The organism is Streptomyces sp. NPDC005722 (assembly GCF_040630935.1).
In the GTDB taxonomy this organism is placed as follows: domain Bacteria; phylum Actinomycetota; class Actinomycetes; order Streptomycetales; family Streptomycetaceae; genus Actinacidiphila.
Genome location: NZ_JBEXYN010000050.1, coordinates 13390 through 38369, shown reverse-complemented (window position 1 = coordinate 38369; position 24980 = coordinate 13390). Strand labels below are relative to the sequence as shown.

Sequence of the window (24980 nt, the reverse complement as noted above, 5' to 3'; positions counted from 1 at the left end):
TCATTTGGCGTCCGCGTAGCAGTCGACCACGTGGGTCTGCAGGGGGAAGGGCACCGGCGTCGGGCCGAAGAGCAGGCGCCGGGCCTCCTCCGCGGACTCGGCGACGGCGCGCTCCACCTCGGGAGCGAGTTCCTGCGGCGTGTGCACGATGACCTCGTCGTGCAGGAAGAACACCAGGCGCGGCCGTCCTCCGAGCGCGGCCAGGCGGCGGCGCAGGGAGGCCAGTACGGCCAGCGCCCACTCGGCGGCCGTCGCCTGGATGACGAAGTTGCGGGTGAAGCGTCCCCAGGCGCGGGCCTGCGCGTCGGTGAGGTCCTGCCGGTCGGCTGACGGGGCGGGTGAGGTGCGCCCGAGGTGGGACCGGACGACGCCGCCGCCCTCGCCGGTGCGGGCGGCGGACTCCACCAGGCGCATGGCGTCCGGGAAGCGGCGGCGCAGCACCTCGAGCAACGGCCCGACCTCGCCGCTGGTCTGGCCGTACATGGCGCCCAGCAGGCCGAGTTTGGCCCGGGCGCGGTCGCCGCCGAACGCGGTGCGCGCGAGGGCGGCGTAGAGGTCGCCCTCGGCGGCGGCCGCCGCCAGCCCGGGATCGCCGGAGAGGGCGGCCAGGACGCGCGGTTCCAGCTGGCCCGCGTCGGCGACGACCAGCCGGTGCCCGGGGTCGGCGACCACCGCGGCACGGATCTGCCGGGGGATCTGCAGGGCGCCGCCGCCGCGGGTGGCCCAGCGGCCGGAGACGACTCCGCCGACGACGTACTCGGGGTGGAACCGCCCGGTGGGCGCCCACTGTTCGCGCCACGCCCAGCCGTGGGCGCTGTGGATGCGGGAGAGCTCCTTGTAGCGCAGCAGCAGCGCGGCGGCCGGATGCCCGACCTCCCGCAGCACATGGGAGCGGGTCGAGCCGATCTTCACGCCCACACGCTCGAAGGCGGGCAGCAGTTGCGCGGGCGAGTCGGGGTTGACCGGACGGCCCAGGGCCTCCTGGATGCCGGCGGCGAGCTCGGACAGCACCTTGGGGCGGACGCCCCCGGCCGGCCGGGGGCCCAGGAGACCGGTGAGCACCGCGTCGTGGGCGGTGGCGCTCCAGGGCAGGCCGTCCCAGGTCATCTCGGCGGCGGCCAGGGCGCCGGCGGACTCGGCGGCGGACAGCAGGCGCAGCCGGTCGGGGTGCTCGGACAGGGCGATGCGGCGCTGCTGCTCGGCGTGGACGGCGACCACCGCCTCCAGCGGATCGGTGCCCGGCGGCAGATGGTGGCGGTCGGCGGCGAAGAGCACCGGCTGGTCGTCGGGGCCGCCCTCGCGCGCGTCGTCCGGCACGGGGAGTCCGCGCAGCCGGGCCCAGGCGGCGCCGAGCGAGCGCGGCAGGCCCCAGCGCTCCTCGGAACCCAGCAGCAGGGACTCGACGAGCTTGAGGTCGTGGCACCGGGCCGGACGCGCCGGGGCACGCTCCAGCAGCGGCGGGTAGATCTCGTCGGTCGCGGCCCACACCCAGCGAGGCGCCTGCCGTGCCTCACGCTCGGCGACGGCCGCGGCCAGGTCGCCGACGCTCTGCGCTGGGCCGTCCGCGGTGCCGTCCTCGCGCAGCGCCTGCAGCCGCCCGCCGGTCCCCAGGGGATCGGCGACGACGGCGACGGACAGGGTCCTGGGCGAGGTCACCGTTCGAGGGTAGAACGGGGCACTGACAGCGATGGGGCACCGACGCCCGCGGTCCGGTCAGGGGCGGCTGTCACGGCTCGCCTTCAGGGCCCACAGGACGAGCGGAGCCCGCAGCGGCAGCCTGGCCCAGGCCGCCTTCCACAGCGGCGCGGGCCGGTCGCGCCGGTCGCGGGCCATCTTCACGTTGGCGGGGAGCACGGCGGTGAAGAAGCCGGCCGCCGGCCGCGCGCTCGCCCGGCGTGTACGGGGGGCGATGCCGACGGCGAGCGTCAGTTCCGCCGCTCCGCTGACGTGGGTCCAGGTGCGGGGCGCCCCGGGCTGGACGCGCGGGACGATCGCGTCGAAGGGCAGGGGCACCACGAAGTGCGCGGTGCCCGCGGTGGCGAGCAGTCCGGCCGGCAGCAGGGCGGAACGGTCGGACGCGCGCATCGGTGCCTCTTGCGGTCTGCGCGGCGCCGCTCACGTCGGCGCCGCTGTCCTGTCCCGGGCGGACGGTCGCCCGGCCCCGAAGGTGCGCCTGCCGGCCCGCTCACGAGGTGGTGGCGGCCGGTCCTGCGAACGCCGGCAGGGCGGCGAACTCCGGTGCGACCCGGAGCGAGACGGCGAGCTCGGCCAGGATGTCCCGGACCCGGGTGAGGGGGTGCTCCGGGAAGTGCGCGTCGTAGTGGGGGGCGTCGCCCCAGTGGAAGGGGAGGCCCTGCCGCAGGTCTGTGGCGTACGGGTGGGGCATGAAATAGCGCTCGGGGCCGAGTTCGATGAGCACCCGCGCCTCCCGGGCGCCGGTGGTGCCCTGCTCCAGGGCCTGCACCTTCACGACGGCGCTGCAGGAGGCACGGGGCAGGGTGTAGCTGCCCAGGAACGCCTGCCCGGTGGGGCGGTCCGGCAGCGGGACCTTGATGACCTGGCGCAGCGTCGGGACCGTCCCCAGGTGGACGACGTCGGCCTCGATGAGGCCGCCGCCCGCCGCGGCCGTGTAATGGGCCAGCGCGTGCCGCAGGCGCGGCAGGTCCTCCAGGGGCGCGGGTATGTCCGGCGGCACGTCGAACCAGTGCAGGCTGACGAGGTCGCCGTGGTCATTGGTCCAGGCGTCCGCCTCGATCTGCCGGTAGCCGGGGAGTTCCGCCCCCGCGATGGGTCCCATGGCCGAGGATCATGCCGTATGGACGAGTTGGGCGTCACGGCGGACCAGGGCGGCGTAGCGGCCGTCCATGGCGAGCAGTTCGTCGTGGCTGCCGCGCTCCACGATCCGGCCGTGGTCGAGGACGACGATCTGGTCGGCGTCCCGGACGGTGGACAGCCGGTGGGCGATGGTGATGGTCGTCCGGCCCGCCGAGAGGGCGTCGATGGCGTCCTGGACGGCGTGCTCGGTACGGGTGTCCAGCGCGCTGGTGGCCTCGTCGAGGATGAGGACCGGCGGGTCCCGCAGGATCGTCCGGGCGATGGCGAGGCGCTGCTTCTCGCCGCCGGAGAAGCGGTAGCCGCGCTCGCCGACGACGGTGTCGTAGCCGTCGGGCAGGCCCGCGATGTGGTCGTGGATCTGTGCGGCGCGCGCCGCGGCGACGATCTCCTCGTCGGTGGCGTCGGGCTTGGCGAAGCGCAGGTTCTCGGCGACCGAGGCGTGGAAGAGGTACGTCTCCTGGGAGACGACGCCTACCGATGCAGCGAGCGTGTCGAAGGTCAGGTCGCGTACGTCGACGCCGTCGAGCGTGACGCGCCCCTCGGTGACGTCGTACAGCCGGGGCACGAGGTAGCTCAAGGTGCTCTTGCCGGAGCCGGTGGCGCCGACGACGGCGAGGCTGCCGCCGGCCGGGACCGTCAGGTCGATGCCGTCCAGGGTGCGTGCGGACGAGGCCGCGTCGTAGGAGAAGCCGACGCCTTCGAAGCGGATGTCGCCGCGGACGCGCGGCAGGCGTACGGGGTCGTCCTTCTCGGTGATGTCGACTGGCAGGTCGAGGTACTCGAAGATGCGCTGGAAGAGCGCGAGCGAGGTCTGCACCTGGACGCCGGTCGACAACAGGCTGACGGTGGGCCGGAAGAGACCCTGCTGGAGCGAGACGAAGGCGACGAGTGTGCCGATGGACACGGTGCCGCCCGCTCCGTGCACGGCGATCCCGGCGACCCAGTAGATGAGCGCGGGCATGGCGGCCATGACGACGCCGATGGTGGACATGCGCCAGCGGCCGGCCATGTTGGAGCGCACCTCGAGGTCGACCAGCCGGTCGGACTCCTCGGCGAAGGAGCGGGTGAGGGAGTCGGCGCGTCCCATGGTGCGGCCGAGGAGGATGCCGCTGACCGACAGCGACTCGGTGACGATGGCGGACATCGCCGCCATCTGCTTCTGGCGCTGGGTGGTGATCTTCTTGCGTTCGGTGCCGACCCGGCGGCTGATCCACACGAAGACCGGGAGCAGCAGCAGGGAGGCGATGGTCAGTCGCCAGTCCAGGGCGATCATGGCGACGACGGTGGCCACGACGCTGGTGAGGTTGGAGACCAGCGAGGTCGCGGTGGAGGTGACGGTGGCCTGCATGCCGCCGATGTCGTTGGCTATGCGGGACTGCACCTCGCCGGTGCGGGTCCGGGTGAAGAAGGCGAGCGACATGCGCTGCAGCCGCTCGTAGACGGCGGTGCGCAGGTCGTGCATGACCCGCTGGCCGACCGTGGTGGAGATCAGGGTCTGCAGGACGCCGAAGACGCTGTTGAGGACGGCGGTGGCGATCATGCCGAGGGCGAGCAGGCTCAGCAGGCCGGTGCGGCCCTGCGGGATCGCGGTGTCGAGGATCTCGCGCAGCATGAAGGGCGAGGCGACCGAGACGAGCGAGGCGGCGCCGACCAGGAGCCCGACGAGGGTGAGGCGGGCGCGGTAGGGACGGAAGAGCCGCAGGACGCGGCGTACGTCGGTGGTGCGGGCGGGGTCCTTGGGCGGCGGGGTCCACCGCGGGGCTTCATCGGGGTGCAAAGGGCCTCCGAAAGGTCCGGGCAGGGCAGGACGTTGAGAGTGTAGTTCATTGTTACCTATACTCACAATGAACCGCATCCTGATACCCTCTGACCATGGAATCCCGCACCCCTGCCGCGGACAGCGACGAGACCACCGGGCGCCTCGCCGACCAGTTGCTGTGGCTGACCCGCCGGCTGCACCGCGCGCAACGGCGGCACCTGGAGCCGGTGGGCGTCACGCCCGCCCAGGCGCGCATGCTGCGCACGGTCGCACACATCCTGGGGAGCGGGCCCGCGCCGCGGATGGCCGACCTCGCCGAGCGGCTGGACGTCGTGCCGCGCGCGGTGACGAGCCTGACCGACGCCCTGGAGGAGCGGGGACTGGTCCGCCGGGCGCCCGACCCCGCCAACCGCAGGGTGGTGCGCATCGAGCTCACCGAGGAGGGCGACGACGCCGTACGGCGGCTGCGCCGGGCCCGCCGGGCGGCGGCCGAGGAGCTGCTCGCCCCCCTGGACACGGACCAGCGCGATGCCCTGACGGCGTTGCTCGCCGCACTGGACACCGCGCCGGGTCGCTGCTGAGGTCCGGGACCGGGGCCGGCGCGCGGAGGCGTGCCGGCCGGGGCCTCAGGAGCGCCAGGTGTCGTTCAGCGTCACCTTGCCGCTCGCGGGGACGGTCGCCGTGCGGTTGGCGCCGGATTCCCAGGTGACGTTCCCGCTGCCGTCCTTCTTGACGTACTTGTACTCGAAGGACGTGCCCGCGCCCATGGAGACGTCGAGCTTCCACACCGGGTAGGCCGCCGAGGACAGCGGCAGCGCGCTGCCGGTGTTCCAGTTGCCGAGCGCGGCGTTGTTGCCGACCACGTAGACGTTCTGGCCCCACACCGTGGTGGCGTTGGCCGAGAAGGACGCGCCGCTCGCGGGTGTGGTGCCGCCGCCTCCCGTGCCGCAGGGGGCGCCGGCGTAGAGCGCGACCGCGTCGTTGGCACCGATGGTGGCGGTGAACCTGCCGTCGGATCCGACGGTGTAGGTGGCGCCGCCGTGCTGCACGTCGCAATAGGTGCCGGCGGGCAGCGAGGTGGTGAAGTTCTGCGTCAGCGGGCCGCTCTCGTGGTTGATCGCGACGTAGCCCTTGCTGCCGCGTCCGAAGGCGATGGCGTTGTTGCCGTTGGACCACCAGTTGGTCACCGCGGTGCCGGCCACCGCGTTGCGGAACCCGACCATCCCGGCGATCTGTGGCCATGCGTGCTGGCACTTCCAGCCGTCGCTGTAGCAGGCGTTGACGGAGCCGCCGTTGGGGGGCCCGGCGTCGTTGTCGGAGAACTCGTAGCCGGAGTGGACGTTCGGCGAACCGTAGGGCCAGGCCAGCATGTAGACGTTGGCCAGGGTGTAGGTCGCGCCGGCCTTGTAGTTGAGGGTCGAGCCGTTGCGCTCGGTGTCCCAGTTGTCGACGAAGGTGCGGGAGCTGCCGCTCGGAAGGTAGCCCGCGCCCCATGATGCGCCCCAGTTGCTGAGGTAGGCGAGCTTCTCACTGGTGAAGATGCGCTTGAGGTCGTACGCGCCCTGGAAGGCGTCGACGTCACCGGTGCCGGTGTACTCGCCGGGCTGCACGGCCTCCCCGGAGCCGTAGATGACCTCCTGCGCCCAGAAGACGGAGGGGTTGCTGAGCTTGGCCTTGACGGCCGCCAGGTCGGAGGCCGCGATGTGCTTGGCGGCGTCGATGCGGAATCCGTCGACGCCGAGCGCGATGAGGCTGTTCAGGTACGCCGCGATCGTCGAGCGCACGTAGTCGCTGCCGGTGTTCAGGTCCGAGAGCCCGACGAGTTCGCAGTTCTGGACGTTGTCACGGTTGGTGTAGTCGGTGATGTTCGTCCGGCAGGAGTGGAAGTCCTGGTTCTGGTAGTACCCCGGGTAGGTGTACTTGCTGTAGGACGTGCCGCCGGTGCCGGTGCCCGAGCCGGCGCTCATGTGGTTGACGACGGCGTCCGCGACGACCTTCACCCCGGCGGCGTGGCAGGTGTCGACCATGTTCCGGAACGCCGTGCTGTCGCCCAGCCGGCCCGCTATGCGGTAGCTGACGGGCTGGTAGGAGGTCCACCACTGCGCGCCCTGGACGTGCTCCTGGGGCGGCGACACCTCGACGTAGCCGTACCCGGCCGGCCCGAGGGTGCTGGTGCACTCCTTGGCGACCGAGGCGAACTTCCACTCGAAGAGGGTGGCCGTGACGTCCTTGCTTCCGGGCGGCGCTGCGTGGGCCGGCTGCTGCGAGACGCCGACGAGCCCGGCGGTGCCGAGCAGGGCGGCGAGACCCGCGCGCAGAAAACGCGATCTCATGGTGCGGCTCCTTCGTGTTCGGGCACAAAGGTGCCCCGAAGACAGCCACGCGCCAGGCCATCGAGTGTGGGGGCGGGGTTCCCGCCCGTGGGAACTCCGGGTAGGAGACTGGCGCCACGGGCGGGTAGCGTCAATACGTCGCGTGGAAAAACTTTCAACTTCTTGCGGAAACAGGCTGCTTGGCTCTTGCGCCGGCTTTCCGGCCCTTGCGGGGCCTCCTGTTGATCAGCCGTCAGGCCGTCAGGTGCGCGCGGTCCCCCATCACCACGACCGGGTGGAGCGCCGGGTCGAGCGTGCGCAGCAGGTACTCCATGTCGGCCTTGGACTGGCTGACGCAGGCCGACGTGCCACTGCCGTGGTCCATGTGCAGCCAGATGCTGCCGCCCTTGGACTGGCCCTGGGGCCGGGTCGGGTCGAGCGGGGAGGTGCCCTTGACCCGGTTGTAGTCGATGGCGATGACGAGGTCGAAGTCGTGCCAGTGCGACCGGGACCACGACCGCGGCGCGGCGAAGGCGGACGAGCGGTGGTACGGGAGCCGGGAGTCCGGCTCGGCCAGCACGCCGCCCGCGTCCGACAGCGTGAAGACGCCCACCGGGCTCTTCCTGTCGCCCTCGTGGTGGTCGGTCGTCCAGCCGCGCTTGCCGTTGTGCCCGGGCCACGAGCGCTCGCGCTTCCACAGGTCGCCCTGCCGGGTGTACAGCACGATGGTCGAGTCCGCGGAGCTCGCGCCGTCCCCGTACACCGCGACGACCTGACGGGCCTCGCCCGGGATACGGTCCCGCAGCGCGGCGCCGACACCCGGGATCGTACGTGTGGCGGCCGGCTGGGTCGCGCGCGGCCGCTGCTTCTCCACGGTCCGCCCCGACGCGTCCTGGTGCCCGTCGGTGCTCCCGGCGCAACCGGCGAGCAGCACCAGCGCCGCCGCGACGACGACCGTCCCCGCCCCACGCATCACTCGAACCGCCCCTCTTCCGTGCAGTCGCGTTCCATCTTCGCACCCTCCGGTGGGGACGGACGGGGGCCGCCGGCCGTTCCACCCGACGCGGGAAAAAACGGGTTGAATTCGTCACGCCGGTGACGCGACGCTGACACGTCCGCTCCCACTCCAGCACCGATGTCGGGACGTCATGTCGCTACGCGCTCTCCCCCATGCCGACCCGGGTGTCCCCGACGCCCGCTCCGGCTTCCGTCTCCTGCTCTGGCTGGAACGGCGCCAGATCGGCGGCCAGGTCAAGGCCGCACTGTGGGGCACCCTCCACATGGCGGCCGTCGCCTGCTTCCCGGCCGCCGTCGGCATCGCCGTTCAGGCCGTCGTCGACGGCTCCGGCGGGCGCCTGGCGCTCGCGGGCGGCCTGATCCTCGCCCTGGGCGTGGTGGCCGCCGTCGGCGACACCATGCTGCACCGCACCGCCGTCACCAACTGGATCACCGCGGCCGCCCGGGTGCAGCTGCTCCTGTCGCGCAAGACCGTGGAACTGGGCTCGCTGCTCACCCGGAGGGTCGCGGCGGGCGAGGTCGTCGCGGTGAGCACCGGGGACGTCGAGAAGATCGGCTGGTTCGTCGAGGCGCTGGCCCGCTTCGCCTGCTCCGTGCTGGCGACCGTGGGCGTCACCGTCGCCCTGCTGGTCTACCGGCCGGAGCTCGGGCTGATCGTCGCCGCGGGCGTCCCCGTACTCGCCCTGTCCGTCCTGCCGTTGCTCCCGCACGCGACACGGCGCGCCGACGAACAGCGCGCCAAGGCGGGCAAGGCCACCGAACTCGCCTCCGACACCGTGGCCGGACTGCGCGTACTGCGCGGCATCGGCGGCGAGGAACTCTTCCTGTCCCGCTACCGGCAGGCCTCCCAGGAGGTCCGCGGCGCCGCCGTCCGCAACGCCCGGATGTGGGCGCTGATCAGCGCCGTGCAGGTGGCCCTGCCCGGGCTGCTGCTCCTCGCGGTGACCTGGTACGGCGCCCGGCTCGCGCTGGAGGGACGCATCGCGGTGGGCGAACTGGTCACCGTCTACGGGACGGTGGTCTTCCTGCTCTTCCCGCTGCGGGGCTTCGAGGAGATCGCGATGGCGTACTCCTTCTCACGACCGTCCGCCACGCGCGCCGCCCGGGTGCTGGCCCTGCGGAGGGACGGCGCGGGCGGCGACCGCGGGACCGTCAGGCACCCGGACGGGCTGCCCACGGGTGACCTCCACGACCCGCTGACGGGGCTGTTCGCGCCCGCCGGGGAACTGACCGCCGTGGTGTGCGGGGACCCGGACGCCGCGGGCGCGCTCGCCGACCGGCTCGGCGGGCACTCCCCGGACGGGCCCGGGGACACCCCCTCGGTGCTGCTCGGCGGTACGGCGCTGGAGGACCTGCCGCCGGCGGCGGCCCGCGCGGCCGTGCTGGTCCAGGACAAGGACCCGGTGCTGCTGTCCGGGACGCTGACCGAGCTGCTGGACGTGCCCGCCTCCGGCCGGGTCACCCCGGCCGAGGCGCTGGCGGCCGCGCAGTGCGGCGACGTGCTCGACGCGCTCGCGCAGGCCTCGGTGGACGCCGGCGGGGACCCGATGCGGTCCCGGATCACCGAGCGCGGACGCTCGCTGTCGGGCGGCCAGCGGCAGCGGCTGGCGCTTGCCAGGTCGCTCGTCGCCGATCCCGGTGTCCTGGTGCTGGACGAGCCGACCAGCGCCGTCGACACGCACACCGAGGCCCGGATCGCACAGGGCCTGAAGGCGCTGCGCGCCCAGCGGACGACGGTGGTCCTCACCTCCAGCCCCCTGCTGCTCGACCGTGCGGACCGGGTGGTGTTCGTCGAGGACGGCGCGGTGCGCGCGTCCGGCACGCACCGCGAACTGCTCCGCACCGACCTCGGTTACCGCGCCGTCGTCACCCGTGAGACCGAGCGTGAGGCCGGGGAATCCGCACCACTGGAGAAGGCCGAGGAAACCGCATGATCGGCGTGGAACCGCCGCAGTACGACCCGGCCGCGCCGCGGCACGTCACGACCCTGCCGGTGGGCTCGCCCGCCACGGTGCGCGGCTACGTCGCCGAGCTGGCCCGGCGGCACCGGGGCGCGTTCGCCGTCCTCGTCTCGGTCAACGCCGTCGCCGTCCTCGCCTCGATGGTCGGCCCCTACCTGCTGGGCCGGCTCGTCGAGGACCTGGCGGCGGGCCACCGCGACCTGCACATGGGACGCACCATGGCGCTGTTCGCCGCGGCACTCGCCGTGCAGACCGTGTTCGTCCGGGAGGTGCGGCTGCGCGGCGCGGTCCTGGGCGAGCGGATGCTGGCGGACCTCCGCGAGGACTTCCTCGTACGGTCCGTGGGGCTGCCCCCGGGGGTCCTGGAGCGGGCGGGAACGGGCGACCTGCTGTCCCGCATCACCACGGACATCGACCGGCTGTCCAACGCCATGCGCGAGGCCGTCCCGCAGCTGGCGATCGCCGTGGTGTGGAGCGGCCTGCTGCTCGGCGCGCTGACGGCGACCTCGCCGCCGCTGGCACTGGCGGTGCTGGTGGCCGTCCCGGTGCTGCTCGCCGGCTGCCGCTGGTACTTCCGGCGCGCTCCGAAGGCGTACCGCTCAGAGGCGGCCGGCTACGCGGCCGTCTCGGCGGTCCTCGCGGAGTCGGTGGACGCCGGGCGCACCATCGAGGCGCACCGGCTCGGCGACCGCCGCGAGGAGCTGTCCCGTACGCGGATCCGGCAGTGGGTGGCGTGGGAGCGCTACACGATGTGGCTGCGCAGCGTGCTCTTCCCGGTGATCAACGCGACGTACGCGCTCATCCTCGCGTCGGTGCTGCTGATCGGCGGGACGCTGGTGCTGCACGGCCGGATGACGGTGGGCGAGCTGACGACGGGCGCACTGTACGCGCAGATGCTGGTCGACCCGGTCAACCTCATCCTGCGCTGGTACGACGAGCTGCAGGTGGCGCAGGTGTCGCTGGCCCGGCTGGTCGGCGTCCGGGAGGTCGAGCCTGGCGTCGGGGACGAGCGGCTGACGCCGGTCGGCCGCGACGTCCACGCCGATGAGGTGCGGTTCGGCTACCGCGCCGGCAGCGACGTGCTGCACGGGGTGAGCCTGCGGGTCCGTCCGGGCACCCGGCTGGCCCTGGTCGGGCCGTCCGGGGCGGGCAAGTCGACGCTGGGGCGGCTGCTGGCCGGGATCTACAGTCCGCGGGCCGGCGAGATCACCCTCGGCGGCGCCCAGCTGGCCCGGATGCCCGCGGAGCGGGTCCGCGAGCACGTGGCCCTGGTCAACCAGGAGCACCACGTCTTCGTCGGCACCCTCCGGGACAACCTGCTGCTCGCCCGGGCGGGAGCGGGCGACGAGGAGCTGTGGGCGGCGCTCGCCGCGGTCGACGCCGACGGGTGGGCGCGGGCGCTCGACGACGCCCTGGACACCGAGGTCGGCTCGGGCGGCACCGCTCTCACCCCGGCCCAGGCGCAGCAGGTGGCGCTGGCCCGGCTGGTCCTCGCCGACCCGCACACCCTGGTGCTGGACGAGGCGACCTCGCTGCTGGACCCGCGTGCGGCGCGCCATCTGGAGCGGTCGCTGGCCCGGGTGCTCGACGGCAGGACCGTGGTGGCCATCGCGCACCGGCTGCACACCGCGCACGACGCCGACCTGATCGCGGTGGTCGAGGACGGCCGGATCAGCGAGCTGGGCAGTCACCACCAGCTGGTGGAGGCCGACGGTGCCTATGCGGCGCTGTGGCGGTCCTGGCACGGATAGAGCGGACCGGCACGGCGCCGCGTCACAGCACGGCGGTGTGGCGTGGCAGGGGCTCTCAGCCGAAGAACAGGGCCCCGGCCGCGCCCACGCCACCGATCACGAAGAAGACCGGCGTCAACACCTTGACCTCGACCTTGCTGCCGGCGCGGAAGCGCATGAACTTGGGCGGGCCGAGCGGGTACCAGCGCCTGCGGCCGATCGGGATGGGCCACAGCACGGGGCAGCCGGACACGGTCAGGGCGTCGCCGATGCAGTGCACGATGGAGCCCAGCACAATGGGGACGCCGATCCACAGGTAGTGCTGGCCGGGCTCGGTGAACAGCCAGGCCTTGCCGCTCTCGGTGCTGTCCAGGGCGTCCGCCAGCACCCAGGCGCTGGTCGCGCCGAGCAGCCAGACCAGGACGTCGCTGGAGACGCGGGCCTGCCGCCACAGCAGCCCCTCGACGGCCAGTACCGCGTGCACGAAGAGGATGACGAGCACCGCCCACCGGCCGCCCACCAGGGCCAGGCCGGAGGCCGCGGCGCCCATCAGGACCGCCCACAGCCATGTGTGGGTGAGGGTGCGGTGTCCGCCCTGGCGTACGGGGTCACCGGGCTTCCGGGTCCTCTTGTAGGTGGCGAACGACAGCTTGTCGATGATCTCGCACAGCCCGCGCGATATGGGGCCGAAGGCCCGCGAGATCGTCGCCGCCTTGTGGTCCAGGTCGGGGGCGAGCGCCGCGCCGGCGCAGATCAGCGCGCCGACCACGATGGTCGGCCACGGCATCGGATGACCGAGCCCCGCGGAGACTGCTCCCACGGACAGCCACGCTGCCGCTCCGGAGATGGAGTGTGCCGGTCCCATCATGGTGTGTGTCCCGCCCTTTCGGCCCGCTCTGACAGCGGACTTGACGCCCAGTCGACGGCACACCATACCGTCGGCCGATCTTCGTGCGCGCCGCCGGTTCACCCCCCGGTCCGGGAGGCAGGCAAGATGGTGGTGTGACCCTCATCGATCAGCTGCCTTCCGAGCCCGACCCCGACGCCCTCTTCGAGGCCTTCTCGTCCTGGGCGGAGGGCCGGGGCATCACGCTCTATCCCGCCCAGGAGGAGGCGCTGATCGAGGTCGTGTCGGGTGCGAACGTCATCCTGTCGACCCCCACGGGTTCCGGGAAGAGCCTGGTCGCGGCGGGTGCGCACTTCGCGGCGCTGGCCCGGGACGAGGTCACCTTCTACACCGCGCCGATCAAGGCCCTGGTGTCGGAGAAGTTCTTCGACCTGTGCAAGCTCTTCGGCACCGAGAACGTCGGGATGCTCACCGGGGACGCCTCCGTGAACCCGGACGCGCCCGTCATCTGCTGCACGGCCGAGGTGCTGGCGTCGATAGCGCTCCGGGACGGCAAGGACGCCGACATCGGCCAGGTCGTCATGGACGAGTTCCACTTCTACGCCGAGCCCGACCGGGGCTGGGCGTGGCAGATCCCGCTGCTGGAGCTGCCGCAGGCCCAGTTCCTGCTGATGTCGGCGACGCTCGGCGACGTCACGCGCTTCGAGAAGGACCTCACGCGCCGCACCGGCCGGCCCACCTCCGTGGTGCGCTCGGCGACGCGGCCGGTGCCGCTGTCGTACGAGTACCGGCTCACCCCCATGACCGAGACGCTGACCGAGCTGCTCGAGACCCGCCAGGCCCCCGTCTACATCGTGCACTTCACGCAGGCGGCCGCCGTGGAGCGGGCGCAGGCGCTGATGAGCATCAACATGTGCACGCGCGCCGAGAAGGACGCCATCGCCGAGCTCATCGGGAACTTCCGCTTCACCACGACGTTCGGCCGCAACCTGTCCCGGTTCGTCCGGCACGGCATCGGTGTGCACCACGCCGGCATGCTGCCCAAGTACCGGCGCCTGGTGGAGAAGCTGGCGCAGGCGGGACTGCTCAAGGTCATCTGCGGCACGGACACCCTCGGCGTCGGCGTGAACGTGCCGATCCGCACCGTGCTCTTCACCGCCCTCACCAAGTACGACGGCAGCCGCGTGCGTGTGCTGCGGTCCCGTGAGTTCCACCAGATCGCGGGCCGCGCGGGGCGCGCCGGCTTCGACACCTCGGGCTTCGTGGTGGCCCAGGCGCCGGAGCACGTGATCGAGAACGAGAAGGCCCTCGCGAAGGCCGGCGACGACCCGAAGAAGCGCCGCAAGGTGGTCCGCAAGAAGGCGCCCGAGGGCTTCGTCGCGTGGACGGAGAACACCTTCGAGAAGCTGATCGCCTCCGACCCCGAGCCGCTCACCTCCCGCTTCCGGGTGACCCACGCGATGCTGCTGTCGGTCATCGCCCGCCCTGGCAACGCCTTCGACGCGATGCGGCGGCTGCTGGAGGACAACCACGAGGACCGCAGGTCCCAGATTCGGCACATCCGGCGGGCCATCGCGATCTACCGCTCGCTGCTGGCGGGCGGGGTCGTGGAGCGGCTGGACGAGCCCGACGAGGAGGGGCGCATCGTCCGGCTGACGGTCGACCTGCAGCAGGACTTCGCGCTCAACCAGCCGCTGTCCACCTTCGCGCTGGCCGCGTTCGAGCTGCTGGAACCGGAGTCCCCCTCCTACGCACTGGACATGCTGTCGGTGATCGAGTCGACCCTCGACGACCCCCGGCAGATCCTCGGCGCCCAGGAGAACAAGGCACGCGGCGAGGCCGTCGCGGCGATGAAGGCCGACGGGGTCGAGTACGAGGAGCGGATGGAGCGGCTGCAGGACGTCTCCTACCCCAAGCCGCTGGAGGAGGTGCTGTCGCACGCCTACGGCGTCTACCGCAAGAGCCACCCGTGGGTCGGCGACCACCCGCTGTCGCCCAAGTCGGTCGTGCGCGACATGTACGAACGGGCGATGACCTTCTCCGAGTTCGTCTCGTACTACGAACTGGCCCGGACCGAGGGCATCGTGCTGCGCTACCTGGCGGGGGCGTACAAGGCGCTGGAGCACACCGTCCCGGACGACCTGAAGTCCGAGGACCTGCAGGACCTCATCGCCTGGCTCGGCGAGCTGGTCCGCCAGGTCGACTCCAGCCTGCTCGACGAGTGGGAGCAGCTCGCCAACCCCGGCGAGATGACGGCCGAGGAGGCCCAGGAGCGGGCCGACCAGGTCAAGCCCGTCACGGCCAACGCCCGCGCCTTCCGGGTCCTGGTGCGCAACGCCATGTTCCGCCGGGTGGAGCTGGCGGCGCTGGAGCGGTTCGGCGAACTCGGCGAGATGGACGCCGCGTCCGGCTGGGACGCGGACGCGTGGGCCGAGGCGATGGACGCCTACTGGGACGAGTACGAGGACCTGGGCACCGGGCCCGACGCGCGCGGTCCGAAGCTGCTGCAGATCGAGGAGCGTCCCGGCGAGGGGCTGTGGAAGGTCCGCCAGACCTTCGCGGACCCGGAGGGCGACCACGACTGGGGCATCTCCGCCGAGGTCGACCTCACCGCCTCCGACGAGGAGGGCCGCGCAGTGGTCAAGGTGACGGCGGTGGGGGCACTGTGACCTCGGGGAGGACCTCAGGGGCCTCCGGGGACTCGCGACCGGCCACCCGCACGAAGGAGCGCACCCGATGACCAACCCCGCCGAGCGGCTGGTGGACCTCCTCGACCTGGAGCGGATCGAGGAGGACATCTTCCGCGGGCAGAGCCCGCAGGAACGCCTCCAGCGGGTGTTCGGCGGCCAGGTGGCGGGCCAGGCGCTGGTCGCGGCCGGACGCACGACGGACGGCACCCGTCCGGTGCACTCCCTGCACGCGTACTTCCTGCGCCCGGGGCGTCCCGGCGTGCCGATCGTGTACCAGGTGGAGCGGATCCGCGACGGCCGCTCCTTCACCACGCGGCGCGTGGTCGCGGTGCAGCAGGGCCGGACGATCTTCAACCTGACCGCCTCCTTCCATGTGCCGGAGCCCGGGTTCGAGCACCAGCTGCCGATGCGCGAGGTCCCGGACCCGGAGAGCCTGCCGAAGCTGAGCGACGAGCTGCGGGAGCACCTCGGCGAACTCCCCGAGCAGCTGGAGCGGATGGCACGGCGGCAGCCGTTCGACATCCGCTACGTGGACCGGCTGCGCTGGACCGCCGCGGAGGTCGAGGGCGCCGAGCCGCGCAGCGCGGTCTGGATGCGCGCGGTGGGCCCGCTCGGCGACGACCCCCTGGTCCACACCTGCGCCCTGACGTACGCCAGCGACATGATGCTGCTGGACGCGGTGCGCGTGCCGGTCGAGCCGCTGTGGGGGCCGCGCGGCTTCGACATGGCCTCGCTGGACCACGCGATGTGGTTCCACCGGCCGTTCCGCACCGACGAGTGGTTCCTGTACGACCAGGAGTCCCCCGTCGCGACGGGGGCGCGCGGCCTGGCCCGCGGCCGCATCTACGACCGCGAGGGCCGCCTGCTGGTCTCCGTGGTCCAGGAGGGACTGTTCCGCAAACACGGCGACTGAACCCCCCGCGCCGGGGCGCTGGGCTGCACCGGGCGTCGTTCCGCGGGCCGGCCGTCAGCGCATCTTGAAGACCGGGCCTCGCGGCGTGAACGGCAGGCCGGCGTCGTGGGGTATCAGGAAGGCGTGTTCGCGGCGTATCCGCAGGACGTCGCACTCGCCGTCGGTGATCAGCAGGACCGGGGCCGTCGGAGGGAAGTCCGGAGCGCGCTGGAGCAGGTCGACACCGGGCTGCAGCACGGTGCCGCCGCGGCCCCTGACGCGGACCTTGTGCGCGATCTCGGTGACCGGCACATAGCCCGCGTCGAAGGGCGCGGCATCACAGAACACCACCCGCGCGGCGGTCACGTCGCGGGCGGTGGCGTAGGACGCGATGGCGCCGAGCGCCTTGCCGAGCAGGGTGCGGCTCATGGACGCAGAGGTGTCCAGCACCACGCCGAAGGTGCAGCGGGCCACTTCCTGAGGCGGGTGGCTGCGGCCGGCCCGGGGGATGTCCGGGGTGGAGGCCTGCCGCCGGGCGGGACGGGCGAAGCTGCGCACCGCCTCGGGGCGGGGCACGTACTCGTCGAACCAGCGGGCGAGCCTGGCGTCCCACGGCGGGGGCGGCTGGGACAGCGCGCGGATCTCCTCGACCAGTCCGGCGGGGAGCAGGCCGCGTTCACGGCGGTGCAGTTCGAGCCCCTGAAGCAGCCCGCGCCGGTAGAACTCGTCCAGGTCCACCCATGAGGGCGCGGTCTCCCCAGGGCGTGGCAGCGGCTCGCCGAGGACGTCCCCGAGGCCCTTGCCGCGCAGCGTGGCGAGACGGCGCAACCGCCGCTGGTCCCGGGCGATGCGGTCGTAGACCTCCTCGCTGGACAGTCCGGCGAGGGCCGGGTCGTGCAGCAGGCCCTCGGGCATGTGCCCGACGCCCATTTCCAGCAACCAGCCGTTGATCACGTAATCCGCTGCGACATTGAACAGGTACGGGTCCCGGCCGCCCTGGCGCTCGCCGTGGCGCAGCGCGGCGTGCAGCATCTCGTGGGCGAGGATGAACCGCCATTCCTCGTCTTCGAACCGGCACAGCGGGTTGAGGTAGATCTCCCCCGCCTCGGCGTTGACCGCCGCCACCGAGATCCGCTGCGCGCGGGCGAGTTCGGCGTCGGCGACCAGGGTCATCCCGGCGGCGATGCCGCCGAGCAGCGGGTAGGAGGAGACGAACCAGCTCAGGGCACGCTCCCAGGGGCGCAGCGGACGCCTCGCCCCGGTGAGCTCCTCGCGACGGCCGGCGGCGACGTCCATGGCCGCCGACATCGTGCGGGTGAGGGCGCTCGCGAAGGCGACGGTCCAGTCCTCCGGGATCCAGGACTGTTTCCAGGGGTGGAGCACCTGATCGCGCTCCGGGCCTCCGGTGCCGCACGTCGCGAACGCAGCCGGGATGCCCTCACGGCGCCAGCGCGCCGCGAGTTGCTCCTCGTCGCCGTCCGGGAAGTCCGGCGGGAGGGTGACGGGTGCGCGGCCCACGGGGAAGGTGCCCAGGAAGCGGTTGACCACCGCGCAGCGGGCGGCCAGGTCGAAGCGGTCGATTTGCTCGCGTGGACCCCTGGCGGCAGGGAGGTGCCCGAAGCCGAGGTGCAGGAGGCAGTGCGCCAGCACCCACGCCCATTCCTCCGGCGCCGCGTGACGCAGGGGGTCGACGTGCACGACGCCGTTGGAGGTGACCGCCGCCCAGCCGCCGCGGGGGTGCTCCTCGCACTCCTCGCTGCGACACAGGCGGCCGTTGACGGCGGAGAGCGCGGCGAGGGCGGTGTTGCGGCGCAGCAGCTCCACCCCGGCGGCGAACGCCTCGCCGGCGGGATCCTTGCGGGGCACCGACCGGGCCCGGGACCTGTCACCGCGCGCACCGCTCACCGGCGTGCCTCGACCAGCCGCGGCATGTCCCGGGCGGCCTCGAGGAGGAACCAGGAGGGCAGCACCGGGTTGCCGTCGTCGCCGTCGGCAATCACGGTCTGGGCGACCTCGACCGAGATCTCGGCCAACTGGACCAGCAGGGCCTTGGCTCGGTAGGCCATCTGCCGCACGGCCGGGGAGGCGTGTTCCCGCTGCGCCGGCAACTCCTTGACCAGTCGGCCTCGGAAGGAGTCGGCGAGGTAGTAGAGCAGGTCGCGGTCCTCGATGCGGCGCGGCCAGGAGGCGTCGCCCTTGAGGATGGCCTCCAGACCGTACGAGTGCCGGACGATCTTGACGTAGCCGCAGAAGGCGGTGGCGTGTGCGGGGGTGAGCGTGCCGTAGGCCAGCACCTTCAGCGTCTCCTCGTCCAGGGCGGGTCCGAAGGAGTGGAGCGCGTCGGAGAGCATGTGCCAGGCGCGTGGGGTGGAGAACGGCTCCTCGGTCTTGGGCGGTGCGGACCACAGGTGGTCCGGCCGGTCGGTGAGATGGTCGGTGATCCAGGGATGGATGCCGGCGCCGGCCGACCACACCAGCCAGTCCGCGGCGGACGCCTGCAGATGGATGTGCGCCAGCCGGTTGACCAGTGCGGAGGCCATGGGACGCGCCAGGGCGTTGTCGGTGGCCCGGTTGCCCGCACCGATGACGATGCTGCCGGGCGGCAGCTCGTACGAACCGATGCGCCGGTCGAGGATCAACGAGTAGAAGGCCTTCTGCACGTCCGGGGTGGCCGCGTTCAGCTCGTCGAGGAAGAGGCAGTACGGCTCGTCGCGGGCGATGGTCTCCGGCGGGCAGAACCGCGAGCGGCCGTCGACGATCTGCGGAACGCCGATGAGGTCCTCCGGGGCCAGCTGCGTTCCGATGAGGCTCACGCACTCCAGTCCCAGCGAGTCGGCGAACTCCCTGACCAGGGAGGACTTCCCGATGCCGGGTGCGCCCCACAGGAAGACCGGGCGCACGGTGGCCAGGTTGAGCAGCAGCTCGGGCACCTGGGAAGGCGAGACGGTGACAACACCCTGCAAGCGCGGGCTCCTTGGGGATCGAGGGGTGGCGGGCATTCGACGGGCGCCGGCCGGCCCGAGAAGTCTCACCCTTGCCGCCGCCGGCCCGCACCTGCTTTTCGGCACACACGCCCGGTCACCCCAGTCCGAGGAGGCGGCGCCAGCGGCTGGGTGGGGTAGTGGGCGCGGGCTCGGGCGGGGGCGGTGGGGTGGCCGGGCGGGCGGGGGGTTCGCCGCGATCAGGGTGCGGGGCGGGGCGGGCGGCGCGGGCCCTGAGCAGGGCGTCCGCGAGCGAGACCTGGGCGAAGGTGACCTCGTCGGGGTGGGAGGCGACCGTCTGGCCCTCGATCAGCTCGCGGGTCGCGTACGAGCCCGGGCTGCCGGCGGGGAGCGCCGGGCACAGCCGGCGTAGGTAGGCCCGTTCGCGGGCGTCGGGCACGGCGTCGGCGGCCGCCTGCGGGCCCAGCAGGGCGGACCATGCGGACGCCTCGGCCCAGGCGTCCGCGGCGTCCCGTACGAGCTCCTCGACGCGTCGGGCCCGCCAGCCGCGGGCGCGGTGGTCCTCGCCCTCGTCGAGGGCGTCGCGCAGCTCGGCGGGCAACCGGCCCTCCAGCAGCTCCGGATGGGCCCGGGCGAACCTCCGCACGTCCTCGGCGAGGTAGAGCCACACCACGGCGCGGTAGCGGTTGACGTACCAGCGGACGGGGCGGAGGAAGCCGCCCCTGGCGAGCCGGGCGAAGCGCTCCCGGCTGATCCCGATCAGCGCCGCGCCCTCGATGCCGCCCACCAGTTCCAGCCGTGCGCGCAGGCGGTCGGGAAAGCCCTCCTCCTCCCGCAGCCGGTCCACGTCCTCACGGACGACGCGACGGCGTCCGCCGACGGCCGGCGCCGTACGCACCTCGCCGGTCTGCAGCGCGACCTCGAACTCCTCTGCCTCCAGGCACAGTTCCTCCCGGGCGCGCTGCATGCCGAGCGCCTCGCGGGCGGCGGTCTCCTTGACAGCCATGCCACTCCCCCTGACCTTCCGTAGCGACTCATCACTGACAGTCACGACGATAGGTCCTCACGGCGACATCCGCCGGGGCCTGTGGATAACTCTCGTCACGCCCCGTGGTCGTACACGGTCACGGGGATCCCGCGGCCCACGAGCCGCTCCTCGACCGACGGCGCGACCCGCTCCCACCGGCCGCCCGCGAGCCCGCACCCGATGCGGGGCATGTGCACGGACGCGCCGAGCTCCGCGGCCTTCCGCGCCACCAGGGCCAGCCCGGCGTCGATCGCCTCGTACCGCACGGGAACGCCGTTGCTCCCCCTGCGGATGCCGCGCTGCCCGACGAGGTTGGCCACCCAGATCCACTCGCCGACCCGGACGAACTGGACGGCGCCCAGCGCGAAGTCGTTGCCGGCACGCTCGCGGTGCCATCGCCGATACGCGGCCTCGGGCTCCGGCCAGCGGCGGGAGAGCGCGAGGACGAACCCCTTGCCCCAGCCGCCCACGTCGTTGCAGACGTGGACGATCAACTTGACGCCCTTGCCCTGCGGCGCGGTGGCGTCCCCCCGGACGTAGGTGATCCCCTCCATGGGGTCACCGTACGTCCGGGGTCCGACAACGCCGCCTGACCGGCGGCCCGGTTCACAAGGCGCGCAGGCCGTCGATGACGTCCTTGAGGAGCCCCACGTCGGGCAGCTCGGCCGGCGGAACGGGCCGGATGGCCCGCAGGTGGCCGTCCCGGAGGAGGTCCCCGAGCAGCACGCGGACGACTCCGAGCGCGAGGTCGGCCTCCGAGGCCAGTTCGGCCACGGTGAGCGGGCCGTCCCGGCACAGGTCCAGGAGGGCCAGGTGCTCCTCGTCGAGGTCGTCGTCCGGGGCCGTACCGACGGCCGGGACCATGACGGCTATCAGGTCGACGTCACCGTCGGAGTCCGGCCGGGTGCGACCGCCGGTGATGGTGTAGGCGCGCACCATCGGACCGGCCTCGTCGTCATACCAGAGCGCGCCCTCGTCTCCCGGCGGGCTCGGGTTCATGCTTCATCACTCCCCCGGTGCCGCCGCGTCGTGCCGGCGCGGCGTGACACCGAGGTGTTCACCGACCCGGTGGACCATGAGGGTCATCTCGTAGGCGATCTGCCCGACGTCCGCCTGCACCCCGCTGAGCACCGAGAGGCAACTGCCCTCGCCCGCGGCCGTGACGAACAGGAAGCCGTCGTCGAACTCCACCATCGTCTGGCGTACGCCGCCCGCGTCGAAGTGCCGGCCCGCGCCCTTGGCGAGGCTGTGGAACCCGGACGAGACGGCGGCCAGGTGCTCGGCCGTGGCACGGTCCAGACTGGTGCTCGCCCCGGTCACCAGACCGTCGCCGGAGAGCACCAGCGCGTGCCTGACGTGCGGCACCCGCTCTGTCAGATCGTCCATCAGCCACGTGAGTCCACTGCTCACCGTCATCCCCCGTTCTCCCCGGTCTCCGCTGTCCCTTGCGGTGCTGCGGCGTCCCTGCCGCGGGCCAGGCCGCGGGCGAACGCCGTGATGGTGGAACGAGCCTCTTCCGGAGATCGTTCCCTTTCGTCTCCCCCGCCCGGCGGCTCCGCCGGGCTCTGGTGCACCCCGTCGTCCCTCAACTGGGCCACGAGACTCGCCTGCCGCTGGCGCTTCGGCAACCCCGTACCCGTGCGACCTTCCTCACGCGGCCGGGTCGGTCCACGCCGGGGCCTCGGCGTGCGCGGACCCGCGTCCGCGCGGTCCGGCCCGGGCGGTTCGGGAACGGCTCGCGGCCGGAGCACGTGCTCGCCGGTCTCGACGTCGTCGCCCGAGGCGTCCACGAGCACCGACTGCGGGACGAACACCACCGCCACGGTGCCGTCGAACCGTCCGCGGCGCAGGGTGACGCGCACCCCCTGCCGGGCGGCGAGCCGCCCGACGGTGAATAGTCCGAGACGGTCGGTCTCGGGGAGCTCCGTCCCGCCGCCGGCCTCACCGAGTTCGTTGTTGGCCTCGGCGAGCCGCTCGGCGCTCATGCCCAGACCGCGGTCCTCGACCTCGAGGACGTAACCGCCGGCGACGACCTCGCCGCGTACCTCGACCTTGGTGTCGGGCGGCGAGAAGGCGGTGGCGTTGTCGATGAGTTCCGCCAGCAGGTGCAGCACGTCGGCGACGGCCGGGCCGGTCAGCGCCACCCGGGGCATGCGCCGGACGGTGACCCGCTGGTAGTGCTCGACCTCGCCGACCGCGGCCCTCGCGACCTCCGCGAGCCGCACCGGGCGCCGCCAGGCGCGGCCGGGTGCGTTGCCGGAGAGGATCAGCAGGCCCTCGGCGTGGCGGCGCATGCGGACGGCGATGTGGTCGACGCGGAAGAGGTCGTCCAGGTCCTCCGGGTCGCCGGAGCGGCGCTCCATCGCGTCCAGCAGCGTCAGCTGACGGTGCAACAGCACCTGGCTGCGGCGGGCGAGGTTGGTGAAGACGGCCGAGACGCCGCGGCGCAGCTTCTCCTGGTCGACAGCCGCCTGGACGGCGGCCCGCTGGGCGTTGTTGAAGGCCCGGCCGACCTGTCCGATCTCGTCGGCGCCGAAGCGCAGATCGGGGGCGGCCCGGGCGACGGCGTCGTCGTCGAGTTCCTCGCCGGCGCGCAGCCTGCGCAGCACCTCCGGCAGGCGCTTCCCGGACAGTTCCAGGGCCTGGTTGCGCAGCAGCGTGAGCCGGCGGGCGATGCCGCGCCCGATGAGCAGGGAGATGACGACCGACAGCACGACCAGGAACAGTCCGGCGAAGCTGACCGCGCCGGTCCGCACGAGCACGTCCATACCGTCGTCACGCGCCTGCTCGCCCACCCTGGCGGCGGCGGCGATGTTGATGTCGCTCAGTTCGGTCAGCGCACGGTCGGCGTTCTGCCGCCAGCGGTCCCGGGAGACGACGAGGCCGACGTCCTTGGCACCCGCCGAACGGGCTGCGGTCTCCATGGAGTCCAGCGTCCAGGCGACGCTGCCGCCCTCGAACTCGTCGAGCCTCTCCTTGGCGGCCTTCGTCAACTCCGGGTCGACGATGGAGTGCAGCAGCTTGCGTCCGTCGATGGTGCCGATGAACTCGCGGTACTGACTGGCCGTCATCGGCGGGCCGACCTGCGCCGCAGTGAGCATGGCGTCCTCACGGGACAGCAGTTCCCTGGCGCGTACGAGGTCGATGACGAAACCGCCCTGCCGGGCCACCTCGCCGCTCTGCAGCGCGGCAAGGGATCCGCGCAGCCGGAAGATGGGGTCGATCACAGCCGAGTATCGGTGGAGCGTCATCGACCAGCCGACGTCGCGCTTCCTGACGTCCTCGCGCAGCGGCTCCAGGTCCTTGGCGGCGGTGATCAGCTCGCTGAGCCGCTGCCGCTGGGCGAGGTCCAGTTCGGTGCCCTGCGCCTGCCGGCGCGCGTGCTCCCGGACGACGGCGAGCAGCCGGTCGGTGGTGCGCTCGGCGCTCTCGAGTTCCGTACCGCCGGTCTCACCGTCGGACGCCACGTAGGCGACGGCGAGCCGCCGCTCGACCTGCAGGGCCCGTCCGAGGTCGTCCGCGGGGGTTCCGTAGTAGCGGTAGGTGTCCGCGATCCCCATGAGGGCGAAGGCCCCGCGCACCGAGGTGAGGGTGCTGTATGTCCACAGACCCGCCAGCGAGATCAGCGGCACCAGGAGAAGTACCACGAGTTGCGTGCGGATGGTGCGGGGGCGCAGGCGCATGCGTGAGGTCCTCGGTCGACCATGGGTTCGATGGGGAGGGGCACAGTCTGGCCCAAGAATGCCCCCTTGGTGACGCCGACTGTGACATCTCACAATCCCTTTCCCTGCGGCGCTCTCAGGTGCGGCACGCGAGGGACCGGCGTACCCTGCCGCGTTCCACAGGGCCGCAGCAAGCGCGTTCACGTCGCCCTAACGGCGCGGCATTGCGGGGGAAACCACGCTGCCGCACGCTGGACGCATGGAACGGGGACAGGTCCTGCGCCAGGTCCACGGTCCGGCCGGGGACGCTGAGGACGGTTCACAGGGCGTCCCTCTGGTCCACCGGGACATCCACGGCTACCGGCGGGCGTTCCGGCTGGGCGGCAGCGGGCCGCCGCTGCTGCTGATCCACGGCCTCGGCGACTCGTCGGCGACGTGGGAGCACATCCTGCCCCGCCTGGGGCACCGGCACACGGTCATCGCGCCCGACCTGCTGGGTCACGGCGACAGCGAGCAGCCTCGCGCCGACTACGCGGTGGCGGCCTACGCGTGCGGCATGCGGGACCTGCTGGGCGTGCTGGACGTCGACCGGGTGTCGGTCGTCGGGCACTCGCTCGGGGCGGGCGTCGCCATGCAGTTCGCCTACCAGTTCCCGGAGCGGTGCGAACGCCTGGTGATCGTGGGCGGTGGCGGTCTGGGGATCGAGGTGCACCCGCTGCTGCGGCTCGCGGCGGGCCCGGGTTCCGAGGTGACGCTGCCGCTGGCCACCTCACCGCCCGTGCGCAGGACGCTGCGGCTGCTCGCACCGCTGCTGCGGAGCACCGGCGGGCTCGGGCTGGGCCGGCACGACTTCGACTACATCCTGGAGCGCTACCTCATGCTGGACAGCTCCATGGCGCGTCAGGCCTTCCTGCGGACCCTCCGCGCGGGCGTCGACGTGCGGGGCCAGGTCATCACGATGATGGACCGCAGCTACCTGACGGCGGGACTGCCGACGCTCATCATGTGGGGCGAGCACGACGGGGTGATCCCGGTGCGCCACGCGCTGCGGGCGCACACGGCGATGCCGGGCAGCCGGCTGGAACTGTTCGAGGACGCGGGGCACTTCCCGCACCATGACGCACCCGCGCGCTTCGTGGACGTACTGGAGGACTTCCTCGCCACCACCACGCCGCAGGAGTACGACCCGGTGCTCTGGCGCCGGCTGCTGCGGCACGGGCGGGTGGACGTGCCGCTCTACCAGGAGGTCGAGCCTCCGCACCCCTCCAGCGGGTCCTGAGGCCGCCGGGCGCCGTCCGGGGCAGGA

General features: G+C 72.8%; 20 protein-coding genes. 6 read left to right on the top strand and 14 right to left on the bottom strand.

Annotated features, from left to right (window positions below; all coding sequences use genetic code 11):
- From ABZ479_RS35605 to ABZ479_RS35590, 4 genes are all read right to left on the bottom strand, one after another.
- Positions 1–1656, bottom strand: a complete 1656-nt coding sequence (locus ABZ479_RS35605) for a bifunctional 3'-5' exonuclease/DNA polymerase (RefSeq protein ID WP_500465410.1) — start codon at positions 1654–1656, stop codon at positions 1–3.
- A 57-nt stretch (positions 1657–1713) separates the two neighbouring features.
- A complete protein-coding gene (locus ABZ479_RS35600) occupies positions 1714–2085 on the bottom strand; it encodes a DoxX family protein (protein WP_500465409.1) in 372 nt (123 codons plus the stop codon).
- Between the two features lie 100 nt (positions 2086–2185).
- Complete coding sequence (locus tag ABZ479_RS35595) at positions 2186–2797, bottom strand: hypothetical protein (RefSeq protein WP_500465408.1); 612 nt, start codon at positions 2795–2797, stop codon at positions 2186–2188.
- A gap of 9 nt (positions 2798–2806) precedes the next feature.
- Positions 2807–4537, bottom strand: coding sequence for an ABC transporter ATP-binding protein (locus ABZ479_RS35590; protein ID WP_500465426.1), 1731 nt, complete (start codon positions 4535–4537; stop codon positions 2807–2809).
- A gap of 170 nt (positions 4538–4707) precedes the next feature.
- Between ABZ479_RS35590 and ABZ479_RS35585 the strand changes: the two genes are divergently transcribed.
- The gene (locus tag ABZ479_RS35585) at positions 4708–5175 is read left to right on the top strand and encodes a MarR family winged helix-turn-helix transcriptional regulator (RefSeq protein ID WP_499603120.1); all 468 of its coding nucleotides are present in this window, start codon (positions 4708–4710) and stop codon (positions 5173–5175) included.
- Positions 5176–5220: 45 nt separating this feature from the next.
- Here the strand turns inward: ABZ479_RS35585 and ABZ479_RS35580 are convergent, their stop codons facing one another.
- Both ABZ479_RS35580 and ABZ479_RS35575 read right to left on the bottom strand, forming a co-directional pair.
- The gene (locus tag ABZ479_RS35580) at positions 5221–6927 is read right to left on the bottom strand and encodes a carbohydrate-binding module family 20 domain-containing protein (RefSeq protein WP_500465407.1); all 1707 of its coding nucleotides are present in this window, start codon (positions 6925–6927) and stop codon (positions 5221–5223) included.
- 232 nt (positions 6928–7159) lie between these two features.
- Positions 7160–7879 (bottom strand): hypothetical protein, encoded by a 720-nt coding sequence (locus ABZ479_RS35575; protein ID WP_500465406.1) that lies wholly within the window; start codon positions 7877–7879, stop codon positions 7160–7162.
- Positions 7880–8054: 175 nt separating this feature from the next.
- On the opposite strand from ABZ479_RS35575, the gene ABZ479_RS35570 reads away from it, so the two are divergent.
- Together ABZ479_RS35570 and ABZ479_RS35565 are read left to right on the top strand one after the other, a co-directional pair.
- Complete coding sequence (locus ABZ479_RS35570) at positions 8055–9857, top strand: ABC transporter transmembrane domain-containing protein (RefSeq protein ID WP_500465405.1); 1803 nt, start codon at positions 8055–8057, stop codon at positions 9855–9857.
- On the top strand, positions 9854–11635 hold the full coding sequence (locus ABZ479_RS35565) for an ABC transporter ATP-binding protein (RefSeq protein WP_500465404.1): 1782 nt from the start codon (positions 9854–9856) through the stop codon (positions 11633–11635). Before ABZ479_RS35570 ends, ABZ479_RS35565 begins: the two co-directional genes overlap by 4 nt.
- Positions 11636–11690: 55 nt before the next feature.
- On the opposite strand, the gene ABZ479_RS35560 is transcribed toward ABZ479_RS35565, so the two are convergent.
- Positions 11691–12482: a metal-dependent hydrolase gene (locus ABZ479_RS35560; RefSeq protein WP_500465403.1), complete on the bottom strand. Its 792-nt coding sequence runs from the start codon at positions 12480–12482 to the stop codon at positions 11691–11693.
- Between the two features lie 134 nt (positions 12483–12616).
- Between ABZ479_RS35560 and ABZ479_RS35555 the strand changes: the two genes are divergently transcribed.
- Together ABZ479_RS35555 and ABZ479_RS35550 are read left to right on the top strand one after the other, a co-directional pair.
- Positions 12617–15130 (top strand): DEAD/DEAH box helicase, encoded by a 2514-nt coding sequence (locus ABZ479_RS35555; protein ID WP_500465402.1) that lies wholly within the window; start codon positions 12617–12619, stop codon positions 15128–15130.
- 67 nt (positions 15131–15197) lie between these two features.
- Positions 15198–16064, top strand: a complete 867-nt coding sequence (locus ABZ479_RS35550) for an acyl-CoA thioesterase (protein ID WP_499603127.1) — start codon at positions 15198–15200, stop codon at positions 16062–16064.
- A 54-nt stretch (positions 16065–16118) separates the two neighbouring features.
- Here ABZ479_RS35550 and ABZ479_RS35545 read toward each other — a convergent pair whose 3' ends face one another.
- The 7 genes from ABZ479_RS35545 to ABZ479_RS35515 all read right to left on the bottom strand — a co-directional run bounded on the left by ABZ479_RS35545 (position 16119) and on the right by ABZ479_RS35515 (position 23695).
- Positions 16119–17948 carry a vWA domain-containing protein gene (locus tag ABZ479_RS35545; RefSeq protein WP_500465401.1) on the bottom strand — a complete coding sequence of 610 codons (1830 nt, stop codon included), beginning with the start codon at positions 17946–17948 and terminating at the stop codon, positions 16119–16121.
- Entirely contained in the window at positions 17945–19006 is a 1062-nt protein-coding gene (locus ABZ479_RS35540; protein WP_500465400.1) for an ATP-binding protein, read from the bottom strand. The genes ABZ479_RS35545 and ABZ479_RS35540 overlap by 4 nt, the downstream gene beginning before the upstream one ends.
- Positions 19007–19121: 115 nt before the next feature.
- Complete coding sequence (locus ABZ479_RS35535; protein WP_500465399.1) at positions 19122–19991, bottom strand: DUF6397 family protein; 870 nt, start codon at positions 19989–19991, stop codon at positions 19122–19124.
- A gap of 95 nt (positions 19992–20086) precedes the next feature.
- Positions 20087–20566 carry a macro domain-containing protein gene (locus tag ABZ479_RS35530; RefSeq protein ID WP_500465398.1) on the bottom strand — a complete coding sequence of 160 codons (480 nt, stop codon included), beginning with the start codon at positions 20564–20566 and terminating at the stop codon, positions 20087–20089.
- Positions 20567–20618: 52 nt separating this feature from the next.
- On the bottom strand, positions 20619–21011 hold the full coding sequence (locus ABZ479_RS35525) for a DUF742 domain-containing protein (RefSeq protein ID WP_499603132.1): 393 nt from the start codon (positions 21009–21011) through the stop codon (positions 20619–20621).
- Between the two features lie 6 nt (positions 21012–21017).
- Positions 21018–21428, bottom strand: a complete 411-nt coding sequence (locus tag ABZ479_RS35520; RefSeq protein WP_018562311.1) for a roadblock/LC7 domain-containing protein — start codon at positions 21426–21428, stop codon at positions 21018–21020.
- Complete coding sequence (locus tag ABZ479_RS35515) at positions 21425–23695, bottom strand: sensor histidine kinase (RefSeq protein ID WP_500465397.1); 2271 nt, start codon at positions 23693–23695, stop codon at positions 21425–21427. Before ABZ479_RS35515 ends, ABZ479_RS35520 begins: the two co-directional genes overlap by 4 nt.
- A 238-nt stretch (positions 23696–23933) precedes the next feature.
- Here ABZ479_RS35515 and ABZ479_RS35510 point away from each other — a divergent pair, with 238 nt between their 5' ends.
- The gene (locus ABZ479_RS35510) at positions 23934–24953 is read left to right on the top strand and encodes an alpha/beta fold hydrolase (RefSeq protein WP_500465396.1); all 1020 of its coding nucleotides are present in this window, start codon (positions 23934–23936) and stop codon (positions 24951–24953) included.
- Positions 24954–24980: the final 27 nt, after the last annotated feature.

Bases quoted from the DNA above. Each gene is read 5' to 3' on its own strand.
- ABZ479_RS35535 (WP_500465399.1), bottom strand. From the start codon at position 19,991: ATGGCTGTCAAGGAGACCGCCGCCCGCGAGGCGCTCGGCATGCAGCGC.
- ABZ479_RS35565 (WP_500465404.1), top strand. From the start codon at position 9,854: ATGATCGGCGTGGAACCGCCGCAGTACGACCCGGCCGCGCCGCGGCAC.
- ABZ479_RS35550 (WP_499603127.1), top strand. From the start codon at position 15,198: ATGACCAACCCCGCCGAGCGGCTGGTGGACCTCCTCGACCTGGAGCGG.
- ABZ479_RS35510 (WP_500465396.1), top strand. From the start codon at position 23,934: ATGGAACGGGGACAGGTCCTGCGCCAGGTCCACGGTCCGGCCGGGGAC.
- ABZ479_RS35530 (WP_500465398.1), bottom strand. From the start codon at position 20,566: ATGGAGGGGATCACCTACGTCCGGGGGGACGCCACCGCGCCGCAGGGC.
- ABZ479_RS35600 (WP_500465409.1), bottom strand. From the start codon at position 2,085: ATGCGCGCGTCCGACCGTTCCGCCCTGCTGCCGGCCGGACTGCTCGCC.
- ABZ479_RS35520 (WP_018562311.1), bottom strand. From the start codon at position 21,428: ATGACGGTGAGCAGTGGACTCACGTGGCTGATGGACGATCTGACAGAG.
- ABZ479_RS35525 (WP_499603132.1), bottom strand. From the start codon at position 21,011: ATGAACCCGAGCCCGCCGGGAGACGAGGGCGCGCTCTGGTATGACGAC.
- ABZ479_RS35560 (WP_500465403.1), bottom strand. From the start codon at position 12,482: ATGATGGGACCGGCACACTCCATCTCCGGAGCGGCAGCGTGGCTGTCC.
- ABZ479_RS35570 (WP_500465405.1), top strand. From the start codon at position 8,055: ATGTCGCTACGCGCTCTCCCCCATGCCGACCCGGGTGTCCCCGACGCC.
- ABZ479_RS35580 (WP_500465407.1), bottom strand. From the start codon at position 6,927: ATGAGATCGCGTTTTCTGCGCGCGGGTCTCGCCGCCCTGCTCGGCACC.
- ABZ479_RS35585 (WP_499603120.1), top strand. From the start codon at position 4,708: ATGGAATCCCGCACCCCTGCCGCGGACAGCGACGAGACCACCGGGCGC.
- ABZ479_RS35595 (WP_500465408.1), bottom strand. From the start codon at position 2,797: ATGGGACCCATCGCGGGGGCGGAACTCCCCGGCTACCGGCAGATCGAG.
- ABZ479_RS35515 (WP_500465397.1), bottom strand. From the start codon at position 23,695: ATGCGCCTGCGCCCCCGCACCATCCGCACGCAACTCGTGGTACTTCTC.
- ABZ479_RS35575 (WP_500465406.1), bottom strand. From the start codon at position 7,879: ATGCGTGGGGCGGGGACGGTCGTCGTCGCGGCGGCGCTGGTGCTGCTC.